Source organism: Limibacter armeniacum (assembly GCF_036880985.1).
Taxonomy (GTDB): Bacteria; Bacteroidota; Bacteroidia; order Cytophagales; family Flammeovirgaceae; genus Limibacter; species Limibacter armeniacum.
The window spans coordinates 209,492-221,434 of record NZ_JBAJNO010000004.1 but is presented as its reverse complement, the minus strand read 5'-3'; the positions used below and the strand labels follow the sequence as shown (position 1 = coordinate 221,434).

The following is an 11,943-nucleotide window of genomic DNA, read 5'->3' as shown; positions in this document are numbered from 1 at the left end:
ATACTTCAATCTACCTTTTCTTTTAGTGTGCTGATTGTGGTTTCCAGTATGGTGTCTTTGTTTTTCAGTGCATCCTGAGCAGTGATCGAGACAGGAATATCAGGCGAAAGCCCTGTAAACTGGAAGTCTTTTCCTGAAGGCAATATTGTCTGTGTATTGGAAACCCTGAGAAGCCAACCGTTTGGGAGCTCCCGTAAGATAGGACGACCACTTCCGCCACCTGTAGTATCTCCAATAACTGTGACCTGTGGTAATGCACTGGCAGACATAACAAACCATTCGCAGGCACTAAAGCAATGACGGTTGGTCAACACCATGACTGGTTGTTGAAAAGCAGTTGTGTTATTTTCCGGTTCAATCCTATAATTGATCCAAGGTGAAAAATCCGAATGGAAAGGGCCATTTCGATACCGAAATTGACAAACCTGATAGGAGGCATCTGTTAGTTGATCTAAAATGACTTCTGTATTGGAAATCATGCCGCCCCGATTGGAACGAACATCCATTATCAAACCGTCTATATCTGAGAAGGAATTGAAGATATTTTGAATGGTCTGGAAGTCTTCCATATCACCGTCAAAAGTTCTGATCAGGACATAACCAAAATTCGTATCCTTTATTCTTCCTACCTCAAAAGTTTGATTGATAACCTCATAAGTGGAGAAATAATGCTGAATGGAGTCTATTTGGTTGGTGTTGAATTGGTTAAAATAATCAACAGGTCCGGCAGTTCCCCTTGGAGCAAACAGAATGGTGTGCGGGTCGTTCAGGGAATCAAGTATGGTATCGAATATATGAAACAGTTCATCCTCTGAAGTTGCAGGCGTCACCTTTTCCCTGTATTCCTTATATAAAGCGCTCCAATCCAAATCAGTGTAGGCGAAAAATGCATAATGCCTGTCCAGTTCCTCCCAAAATGTTTCAAATATATATTCAGGATTGTCCTGTTGCTTTGTATAAAAAGGATCCTCACAACCAAGAAGCATCAGTAAACAAAGGAAGATTAGCTTTTTCATTTAGAAGAACTTTTGAACACCAACCAATAAGCTGGTGCTTCGAATAACAAGTTTGTCTCGGTAGTGGTATTGCTCCTGAGAGGAGTGAAAACCTAACGTAATCCCTAAGTGCTGTGTCAGTAATCGGGAATAGGTGATATCCAGTTGATAGGTTTGACCATCCTTGACTGAAAACCAATGCCATTCAGGCTCATCTTCCTGATTGAGTTGTTTGACATAATTGTCGTCAGGTCTGGCAACCAAACTGATCAAGGAATAAGAAGCGCCTAATGTTAAAGTGTTTTTCTGTTTAAAATGATACTTGCTGACAAGGTTCAGTGACAAGCTTCCCAAGGAAACGCAGTAGGATTTTCTGTACCCTTCTCCATAGGTATATAATAGGTTTTTGTAATGTTGTTCTTGAGAAAGGTAACCTGTCTGATAACCCAACCCGATATAGGTTTGGAAATGCTGAAACGGTAGCGGAATCTCTCTTAGGTATGTAAAAGCTAATACCCATTGCTGAAGTCGTATAAAATTGTATTCATAGAGAGGGCTATCTGTTATTGCTGCAGCGATTTTTCCTGATGTAGCCTCTAGATCGATAGCCATGATGCTTTGCCTGTTTTGCCATTCTCCTTTCAACCCAAAAGTCCAAGATGAATTTCCTGAGTAGCTGAAACGGTTTAAAAGTTGGTCATAAGTATTGAGGTAGGATTTGCCACCGCTTATACCCAATGACTTGCTTGTCACTTGACCGTGGATACTTTGAAACGGAATTATCAAAAGCAATAGCAGAACGTAACGAATCATATTATATAGAATAAGGTAACCCCAGGTTTAACCTGAGGCTACCTGATACTTAATTAGTAAGTAGGCCAGCCATCAACGAAATACAGGTCGCTGATCAGCATTTTTGGGGTGCCACTGTCCAGTGCATCATAGGCATGGCGAATTATTACATAATTGCCACTACGTCTGTACACATCCTGTGCACCAGGGCCAACCCATCTGGAGTTACCAGCGTCCAGAACAGTACCGCCACCACTCAGCATGTTGACACCACTCTTGTCATAGTACGGTCCTGACAGGCTTGAGGCACGACCGTAGGCAATCTTGTAAGTGCTACTTGTGCCATTGCAGCAAACACCAGTCGACACAAACAGGTAATAGTAGCCATTGTAGTACACAATACAAGGGTTTTCGATACCGCCACTCTTTTTAGCAATGGAATAGTGAGTACCTGTGGGTTTCATGTCAGCGTCTTTGAGTCTGACGACCTTGATACCGTCAAACCAAGATCCATAGACCATCCAGGCTTTGCCATTTGCATCCTGAAAAATGTTTGGGTCAATGGCATTGGCAGCGTTTACACCTGAAGAAGTGCTGACCACTACGCCGTCATCTCTCCAGTCTCCACCGACAATGCTGGAGCAGGAGACAAGCCCGATAGCAGAGTTGTTGGTACCAAACTCAGAGACAGAGTAATACAGCCAGTACCTACTGCGGTAGTAGTAGATATCAGGAGCCCAGACGTCATTGGAACCCATGTTGGGCGCGTAGTTTCTCCACCATGACAGTTCGGATGGAAAGACCTGTGTCCCTTGTGTCCAGTTGATGCCGTCAGAGGAGTATTTAACCCCAATGCCCTGTCCTGTCATAAAGGCCCACCACAGGCCGTTGGCTTCTTTGATAAGGGTAGGATCGTGTGAGACAGTGTTGCCGGTGAGTTCCCAGAAGGCAGCTGGTTGCTCATTGTTTACAGGTGTGATTTCATCAGTTTGGTCTGAGCATGAAATGCCCAGGATGAGTAACCCTAAGATTACCATCACTTTGTTGATCGTCTTCATTTAAGTTGGGTTATGTTGAATATTAGTTATGCAGCCAAAGTATTTGAAATGAGATAGATAGGGGTGGATTTTTGGAGATAAAAAAGTGGATTATTTACGCATATAAACCATAATGGCTGTTTTGAGCCTCTTTAGAGGGGTTATTCATGTTTTTAATAATTGTAGAATAAACGTGCTGTTGGATTTTGGCTAAACAGGACAGCTTATTTCCTCTCTTTTTTTTAAAAAAATTGAAAAATAATTTCACTACGCAAATAGGCTGCGTAGTAGCCCTTCACATTTGTATCATCAGCAGGTCAAGAACGGGTTACTTCAACTCACTCTACTGATCAACTTGTTCCATTACCTGCTATAAAAGAGACAGTAGCTCAGATGGTAGAGCAAAGTTAGCTAACAAATTATCAGCACATGGTCAATAAAGGCTTACTTCAATGGGTACTTGTGTCGTGGGTTCGAGTCCCACCTGTCTCTCAATCAGGTCAATTATCTCTTACTTCTGGGGAATTCCCCGCCGTTTGTAGGAAATGATTTAGAGATAGGATTACCTGATTTTTCATAATAAACATAATTGGCAGGTCTTGAAACACCTGCTGCTTTTGGGGCAGTAGCTCAGATGGTAGAGCAGAGTACGTTGAGCTGCTACATTATCACAAAAAGGTCAATAGGGGCTTACACCGACTTTGTTAATACTTGTGTCGTGGGTTCGAGTCCCACCTGCCCCGCCAATTTAGGTCAATGAGGTCTTACTTCATATGTAGGATCCGAATGCTGGATTTCGAAAGAAGTTACAGGTCGGAAAAGAGCTCACATTACCCAAAACTATAACAGGTCAATTGCCTCTTACTTCTGGGGGATTTCCCCCACCATTTTTCCCAAGTGATCTAGAGGCAAGATTACCTGTTTCTTAAAACGATAAGAAGATGAGAAATGAACTTTTGAAAATCGCTATCAGGCAGACTGGTTTATTAATCCCAAATGACTGGAAAACAAAAAACGACCCATTTGAAATCAGTTCAACGACCAGTGTTTTAGTGGCTAATTGCATCAAGTTAGGCTTTACTTTTTCTGAGGAATTACTTTGGGAAGTCAATAAGATTAGCCCTAAACACAAGGTCGAGCTTTTGGAAGCCCTGAAGGAAGTAACAGGCGTAAACAAGAACTGGACACCTTTGATCAAGGAATGGGACTTACAGACGGAAAGATCGTTTGCAGACTATTTCGTTACAGCTTTTGCAAATGTGTTCAATACAAAGAAAAATTCTGAGTTGGCTTGTGGGCATATCATTCCCCACAATGTATTTCCATTATATCGTTTCAATGGTTGTCCTTTCTGTGGGACACCTTTTGAAACGGAAGAATTGGATTACGACTTCAATGGAAATGAGCTGAAGGTATTAGAACTGTGGACAGAAGAGAGGTTGCAAAATTACTTGAAATCGCTACTGGAATCTCCTGTTGCTTTGGATGCTACACAAGCAGATAGCTTAAAAGTGTTATTGGAGTATTTCGGTCTTCCTAACACAGTAATCATTGGGATAAAGGAGACAATGGTGATGGCAGTGGACGCTTTGGTTGCCGCTGATAAAGGAGTGATGGCATCCTTGTTATTTACAAGTCCCAATGATGTGTTGCGTTACCTTTGGTATAAGCATACCGGATTTTTGCAGTTGGTGGAGCCAAAAACGATAGCCAAAAGAATGGCTGCCAATTCCCGAAACAGACAGTTTGGAATGGGAAGGGAAGCAGAGGCTAGACAGCAGTCTGTCAAAAACCTGAAACTGAAATTTTCAAGGTCAGAGTGCAGAATGTATGCCGGATGGATGAATGCCATCAAGATGGATATTGAGAAGCAATGTGAAGTGATGCACCCGAAGCGTGGCATGTGGGTAAGGGTAATCCGTGCCTTGAGATTAGCGGAATACAGCAAGAAGAAAGGGTTTGAGAGGTTGGCTGAACTGTTGGATGTATTCTATAACGAAGTGTATGAAGTATGGCAAGGACAGTATGAAACCTCTAGGTTGAAAAGTAATGCTGAAGGTACATTTGCCTTGCTGAAGCAGAGACCGGGTCTTTTTGCAAGGTCGTTGTTCTCCAATATGTTGTGGTTTGGTGCTGAGCAGACACTGTTGCACTTTGGTGTTGTGGTAGACCAGATACCATCAAGGCTGTTGTTTACCTTGAATATGTATGCTGAGCATTATTTTGACCGTAAAGCAGCGAGAATAGTGAAACCATTGGGGGGAATCAACAAGAACATACCCAACAATAAGCTGTTGCAACTGTATTCAGATGATGAGCTGAAAGCGATGCAATCCATGATCAGAAAGATGACTTTGGAGGAAATGCGTAAAAGGTATACAGTAGAAAATAAAGAAAACCAAACCGTTTATATTGATCAGGGACTATATAATATTCCTTTGGCGATTGGTGACCGATCTGAGTCTGTACAGGATATGTCATCAGCCTTGATGGGAACAAAATTCCCTGTTCAAGGAAGCGCTGTACGATTGTTCTTGCAATGGGGAGAAGGGTTGTCTGCGCAGCATCTGGATATGGACTTGAGCTGTACTGTGGCTTACAGCAACAGTACAGAGTATTGTTCATATTCTCGATTGGTGATACCAGGGTGTAAGCATAGTGGTGATATTCAGCATATCCCGCATATGGTCGGAACCGCCGAGTATATTGAGTTGGACTTGGATACATTATTAAAAAATGGCGCGAAGTATGTAACGTTTACCTGTAACGCCTATACCAATGGAAGCTTGTCTCCTAATTTGGTAGTGGGTTGGATGAACAGCGCCTATCCGATGAAGATATCGAGAAAAGGGGTTGCTTATAATCCTTCTGATGTTCAACATCAGGTGAGGATAACCAACACCTTGTCAAAAGGATTGGTATTTGGGGTACTTGATGTACAAAAAAGGGAGGTTGTTTGGTTGGAGATGGGCTTTGCAGGTCAGTTGACCCAAAACCTAAACTTGGCAGGAACAGAAACAATGCTTCAAAAACTGGAAGCCAAGCTGAAAGTGGGTGAGGTATTGGCGATGAAATGTATGGCTCAAGGAATGGAACTGATTGAAGATCAAAATTTGGCGGATAAAGTCTATTCTGTTGAGTGGTCAAGGGATACAGCAGCAGTCAGTAAGGAGCTTTTAGATTAATATGAACTATGGGTTTTACCCATCGACATGATATGTGTAATATCCAGCCCTGAAAGGGCAAAATACTATAGTGGCGGATTTCAATCCGTCGAATGTGACGTCCTGAAATAGCGTTACAGATTTACAATGATACAACTTTATATGGATCCCACTAGCTCTAACGCTGGTGGGTTTTCTTTTTTATAGGTCTTTATCTTTATCACCCTCTCCTCTGTTGAGGCATATATTTTGGCGTTTTCATCCTGCAGGATAAATGGGTTTTTTCCGTGTTGTAGATGTCTATGCTCTGTTTGATTATTTTTCTCATAAGCTGGATGTCATTGATTTGAAACCCCCTGATAAATTCCTGCTTAAGTATGCCGTTTACCCGCTCAGCTACTGCGTTTTGATAAGGGTCATACTTTTCTGTCATGCTATACTTCACGTGCGTTTTGATTTCATTCCCCGCCGATGTATTTCCCTGACCATATTCAAGTAGTCTGCCATGGTTCCAAATTCCTCATCAATCCCTTCAAAGTCATGCGTGAAGTAATTGTGGTAATAAATGGAAGGATACAAGGGCGTCATTATAATGGACGTAACCCCAAGTTCCTGAAGGTAATCGAGTTTTTGGGTAACCCCATTCAGGTCTCCGATCCGGTCACCATTGCTGTCATGAAAACTCCTTGGGAATATTAGGTAGAAAACCTCTTCCTCTAACTGCTGTATTTGGTGAGGTTCAGCTTCTGTTTTCTTTCCGGACTCTGTTCCACACCCGATCATAAGCAAAGAGAGGATCATAATAGTGAGGAAGGAGCAAGTGAGTTTCATGGTGTTGACTTAAAGTACATTGGTATTAAGTTAGTCGATTTCCAAAATCAAATTACTATCATAACCATTATACTTTTCGTCAATATAACCATGTGGATTACAGATCACCTCTGTATGTCCAATGTGGTATCTTGTTGGGGTATGGATATGCCCATGAATCCAGTAATCTGGCTGATAGGTATTGATAAGCCCTTCCAGGTTTGAGGCATAAGCAGCTGATAAAGGATTGTCCTTAAATATATCGGGTAATGATTTTATGCTTGGTGCATGATGTGTTACGACAATGTTTGATTTTGTAGTAGTGTTAGACAGGCTATTTTCCAACCATAAAACGGATTGGTTGTGAATTCTGAATGTATCAATGGTTCTTAGTTTTGAATAGGAAGGGTCTCGACGAATCTTGTGGTAGTCGTTCATCTTGCTTTGGCAAATAATGCCATACTGTCTTGGGTTACCATACAATGAAAAATCAGTCCATAGAGTAGCGCCATGAAAGGTTGTATTGCCAATCTCTACCGATTCATTTTCAAGTACATGTACATTGGTTCCTTCCGAAAGGGCTTTGATCTTATTCAATGTTTTGGGATAAGCACCTTTATAGTATTCGTGATTTCCTAAAACGTAGATAACAGGAATATCTGTAATCTTATTGATGATCCATTCAATGCCCTTTATGCCAACGTGAATATCTCCTGCCAGAATCGCAATATCCGCATTGTCAAAGGAAAGGTCATTGAATCCAAATTCCTGATGTAAATCACTGATGATTTTTAGCTTCATATTGTAAGGTTTAGATCAATGACCTTCTTCGGTTACACTGTTTGTTTTTTTGTACTCGGAAGGAGTCATGCCAAACTTCTGCTTGAATACCTGACTGAAGTATCGCCTGTCCGAGAAACCTACCTGATAGCAGGCTTCAGTAATATTCATCTTATGTTGTGTAATAAGTTGAGCTGCGCGTTTCAGTCTGAAATCTCTTGCAAACTCCACAAATGACATTCCTGTCAGGGCTTTCAGTTTTTTGTAAATAACCGAATGGCTCATCCCCATCTCCTTGATAAAGAAATCAATGGTCAGGTTGCCTTCAGCAATATTGGTTTCCAGAATTTGGGTAATGTCTTTGAGAAACTGCTGGTCAGGTGAGTTGATTGGCAACTCAGCCGGTTTGATCAGCAATTCATTTCTATATTTTTCTGCAATGAGCTCACGGTTATGCAGCAGGCTTTTTATACGGGCTTTGAGCAGTGACTCGTCAAATGGTTTGGTTACATACGCATCAGCACCTTCTTCAAAACCTTCCTGTTTGTAAATATCAGCATCTTTGGCAGTAAGCAAAATGACTGGAATATGACTGGTCTTTATATTGCTTTTGATGTTTTTAGTCAGTTCCATACCATCCATCACAGGCATCATCACGTCGCTGATAATGAGGTCAGGGAGGTTCTCTTTCATGCTGTCAAGGGCTTCCTGACCATCGGCAGCGGTTATAAGCTTAAAATAAGGAGCCAGAATCTCTTCAACATAAGCCCTGATTTCAGCATTGTCTTCGACCAACATAACTGTCCTGTCTTCCATTTCTGAGAGGCTAACATTGGTTGGTGTGGTGATTGGCTTTGAATCAGGAAGATCCGAACGTTGCTCCATTGGAATATGAGAATTACCCAACAGCAACTTGATTGAAAAGATACTTCCTTGTCCCTCACGGTTTTCAACCTTTACTTTTCCGTGGTGAAGTGCAACAACATCCTGAACGATTGAAAGCCCTATTCCAAAGCCTTTTCCTGACTCTGTGTCCGGCAATTGATAGAACCGCTTGAAGATATGCTGTAGCTTTTTGGTGGGAATGCCCTTTCCGGAGTCAATCACCTTTATTGTCGCATATGTTTGATCATGGGAAATTTCTACTGTGATATCACCTCCATCGTCGGTGTACTTAAAGGCATTGTCCAATAGGTTATAGATTACTTTCTCCATCTCCTTGTTGTCAAACCATACAGGTAATTCTGCTTGATCAGTAACAAAGTGAAAATGGATATTTTTCTCTTCAGCAAGTCCTAAAAACGAATCAAAAATGTCTTTCGTAAAATGCACCATATCCGCATTGCTGTATTTAAGGATTACTTCCTGAGATTCCAGTTTTCTGAAATCAAGCAATGCATTGACAAGGTTAAGCAGGTATTGACTATTCTTTTGCAAAATATTCAATGACTGTTCTTTTCTTGTTAAGTCCCCTTCATTCAGTCGGTTGATTGAACCTAGAATCAGGGTAATTGGCGTTCTGATCTCATGTGAGATATTGGTGAAGAACCGTTGCTTGATGTCATGGAGTTCCTGCTCCTTCTCTCTTGTAACCCGTTCTATTTGTAACTGGCTTTTGATTTTTTCAATTCTAAGGGTGTAGCGTCTGAAAAGAGCCAATAACATAACGATTACAGCTGCATAAAAAAGGTATGCATACCATGTAGCCCAATAGGGCTTAAGTACAGTCAAGCCCACAGCGGTATATTTATTTCCAAACTTTCCTTCTTTTGTTTGAGCCTTTACCTGAAACTCATAGTCTCCAGGTGAGAGGTTGGTGTAAGTCGCTGTTCTGTCCTTACCGATATATCGCCAGTCCTTATCAAAATTCTTGAGTTTGATGGCATATTCGCAATCACTCGTAGCAGGAAACCCTAATGAAGTAAACTCAAAAGTGACTACGCTTTGGTTATATTCCAGTACGATATTCTTTGCATACAGAATCGATTTCTTTAGCGGTGAATCTTCCCCAACAGGTACAGACTTATTGAAAAGCTTAAAGTCTGTCAACCTTACCGCAGGAGGTGTAAAGTCAAATGATATATTGTCTGGATTAAAACTGATAATGCCATTCAGTCCACCAAAAAGCAGCGTTCCATTTGGCGATTTAAAAACCGAATTGATATGGTACTCTCCATCAAGTTTGGGATGGCTCAAGAATGAGTCAGACTTTCTATCATATTTTAGGATACCTTCCTTGGTGCCAAACCATATATTTCCATGCTTATCTTCAGTGATGGACATAATGGATTTACCTTGGAGTAACTTTACATTTTCAAACCTTTCTATTGCTTGGGTAGCTGGGTTCAGGCGGTTGACGCCATGTCCCCATGTACCGATCCAAACCTGCCCCCTTTTGTCTTCAAGTATAGAAACGACATTGTTGGAGCTGATAGAGTTTGGGTCGTCTTCCTTGTTTTGGAAGTGTTTGAATGTTTGTTGTATCGGATCAAATAGGTTGATACCACCACCAAAAGTAGAGATCCAAAGCTTTCCATTTTTGGATCGAGAGATAGAGATAGTATTGTCGTTACTAAGGCTTAGGCTATCCTGAGGGTTGTGCTTATATGTTATAAAAGAGCCTTTTTTAGGGTTAAAGTAATTTAAACCTCCACCCCAAGTGGTAATCCAATAATTACCCAAACTGTCTGCTACAATGTTTCGCACATCATTATGGGAGAGGGTATTTTCAGTATTAGGTAGATGTGTATATTTTTTGACTTGCCCTTTTACAGGGTGTATAACAATCAGCCCATTGGAGAAGGAACCAATCAGTAAGTTACCATTTCCCATTTCGGAGATGCATTGCACATATTTGGCATCCAATTTCTGGTTATCATGGTTGAAGAGTTTGTATTGGTTTGTCTGGGTGTTGTAATGGAGCAAACCCTTTCCGTCAGTACCAATCCACATGGATTTGCCAAATTGATTAATGGAAAGTGTTGGCAGACTTTCCATATTGAAACGGTTTCCATCCAGTAAGGAAATTTCTTCCTTGTTGGCTTCCAATACACTGATCCCATTCCATGCTGTACCCACCCAAATATTGTGATCCCTATCTTCAAATATGCTGTAGATAGCATCTCCGGCTATGTCATGGCTTTCCTTATCGCTACTCAGTAATACTGTTAATGTATTATTTTGTGAGTCAAAAGCTGCTTGTATGACGCCTTTTCCATCAGTTCCAATCCATATGTTTTTTTGGCTGTCAACCATTAGACTTTGAACGACAATAGCCGAATTGCTTAGTAATTCGGGCAGTAATGGTGTCAGTTGCTGATTAGCAATATCCATCACCAACAAACCGGCACCTCTTGTGGCAATTAGTAAATGGTGCTCATCATAAAAGGTGAGGTGAAGAATACGGTTTAGAGCATGTTCTGGCACCGCAGGAATATCCACCTGCTGGCAGTTACCTTTTACCATATCGTATTTGAATAGGTTGCCAGCATTTGTGCCAATCCAGACGTTATGGTTGGCGTCACTTGTGATAGTCTGAATATTGCTATCCTGTTTTGTGTCAGCCTGTAAGCTGCATTGTACCTGTATTAAGCTGTCTGCTGATGTATCATAGGCAAACAGTCCCACATTGGTTCCAATCCAAAGCGTTCCCTTTTGGTCTTCATGGAGGTCATGAATTTCAATATTGGAAGAGAATTGGGGAAGCTCTTTGTTATAGATCGTACTGAATTGGTCTTTTTCCTGATTGTACAGATGAAGTCCTCCATCAATGGTGCCGACCCAAATAGTACCTTTATGGTCTATTAATAAACTAGAGATATCACTTCCATTGAGCAGGCTGTTCTGTTTGTTGTATATCTTAAAGTTCAGACCATCATAACGGTTTAAGCCGTTTTTGGTACCTATCCATATAAAGCCTTGTGCATCCTGAATAATCTCATGAATACTGCCATTGGATAGTCCTGCTTTCTTGTTGATATTTTCAGTCAGGTAGTAGGCATATCCGTTACGGCAAAAAGCGAATAATAGAAAAAGTAGATAAAAATAGAATCTCATAGTTACCCTTGTCTTCAGTTGGAGGGCAATGCTGACTTCCACCCAAAGCTATATAAGTTGAATACGTTGCTTCTTAAAATAGTAATAATGACGTGTGTTGTTTGTCATTAGTCAATCTTCAAATATAGTGAACCATATTTCAAACTGCATTTCTTTTGCAAAATTACTATGCAATCGGTTTCGAATGTTGTACAGTTATGAAAAAGAGGTGTAATAAACTGATTTGTAAAGTAGGAGAAAATCATTTAGTCCACCTTTTATGCGCCTTTAAATAGTGTAAAATGTACATAAACGAAAATACCACCCTTC

At 41.0% G+C, this 11,943-nt stretch carries 8 protein-coding genes and 2 tRNA genes; 3 read left to right on the top strand and 7 right to left on the bottom strand.

All coding sequences use genetic code 11. From position 1 onward, the window contains the following. Positions 1–5 precede the first annotated feature (5 nt). Genes V6R21_RS04495 through V6R21_RS04485 form a run of 3 tightly spaced genes read right to left on the bottom strand, consistent with a single transcriptional unit; the run spans position 6 to position 2,845 of the window. Positions 6–1,016 carry a S41 family peptidase gene (locus V6R21_RS04495; RefSeq protein WP_334241284.1) on the bottom strand — a complete coding sequence of 337 codons (1,011 nt, stop codon included), beginning with the start codon at positions 1,014–1,016 and terminating at the stop codon, positions 6–8. Continuing rightward, positions 1,017–1,808 carry a hypothetical protein gene (locus V6R21_RS04490; protein WP_334241282.1) on the bottom strand — a complete coding sequence of 264 codons (792 nt, stop codon included), beginning with the start codon at positions 1,806–1,808 and terminating at the stop codon, positions 1,017–1,019. It abuts the gene before it with no gap. Between the two features lie 53 nt (positions 1,809–1,861). Further along, the gene (locus V6R21_RS04485) at positions 1,862–2,845 is read right to left on the bottom strand and encodes a glycoside hydrolase family 43 protein (RefSeq protein ID WP_334241280.1); all 984 of its coding nucleotides are present in this window, start codon (positions 2,843–2,845) and stop codon (positions 1,862–1,864) included. 357 nt (positions 2,846–3,202) lie between these two features. Here V6R21_RS04485 and V6R21_RS04480 point away from each other — a divergent pair. The 3 genes from V6R21_RS04480 to V6R21_RS04470 all read left to right on the top strand — a co-directional run bounded on the left by V6R21_RS04480 (position 3,203) and on the right by V6R21_RS04470 (position 6,009). Beyond that, positions 3,203–3,316: transfer RNA gene (locus V6R21_RS04480), tRNA-OTHER, on the top strand. A 127-nt stretch (positions 3,317–3,443) separates the two neighbouring features. Then, positions 3,444–3,570: transfer RNA gene (locus V6R21_RS04475), tRNA-OTHER, on the top strand. A 195-nt stretch (positions 3,571–3,765) separates the two neighbouring features. Continuing rightward, positions 3,766–6,009 (top strand): hypothetical protein, encoded by a 2,244-nt coding sequence (locus V6R21_RS04470; protein ID WP_334241278.1) that lies wholly within the window; start codon positions 3,766–3,768, stop codon positions 6,007–6,009. 199 nt (positions 6,010–6,208) lie between these two features. On the opposite strand, the gene V6R21_RS32380 is transcribed toward V6R21_RS04470, so the two are convergent. From V6R21_RS32380 to V6R21_RS04455, 4 genes are read right to left on the bottom strand one after another with little or no spacing between them, the layout of a single operon-like run. Further along, the gene (locus V6R21_RS32380) at positions 6,209–6,421 is read right to left on the bottom strand and encodes an integrase core domain-containing protein (protein ID WP_408612972.1); all 213 of its coding nucleotides are present in this window, start codon (positions 6,419–6,421) and stop codon (positions 6,209–6,211) included. Positions 6,422–6,429: 8 nt separating this feature from the next. Beyond that, complete coding sequence (locus V6R21_RS04465; protein WP_334241276.1) at positions 6,430–6,819, bottom strand: alpha-amylase family glycosyl hydrolase; 390 nt, start codon at positions 6,817–6,819, stop codon at positions 6,430–6,432. A gap of 30 nt (positions 6,820–6,849) precedes the next feature. Then, positions 6,850–7,599 carry a metallophosphoesterase gene (locus V6R21_RS04460; protein WP_334241274.1) on the bottom strand — a complete coding sequence of 250 codons (750 nt, stop codon included), beginning with the start codon at positions 7,597–7,599 and terminating at the stop codon, positions 6,850–6,852. Positions 7,600–7,614: 15 nt separating this feature from the next. Continuing rightward, the gene (locus V6R21_RS04455) at positions 7,615–11,634 is read right to left on the bottom strand and encodes a hybrid sensor histidine kinase/response regulator transcription factor (RefSeq protein WP_334241273.1); all 4,020 of its coding nucleotides are present in this window, start codon (positions 11,632–11,634) and stop codon (positions 7,615–7,617) included. Between the last annotated feature and the right edge of the window lie 309 nt (positions 11,635–11,943).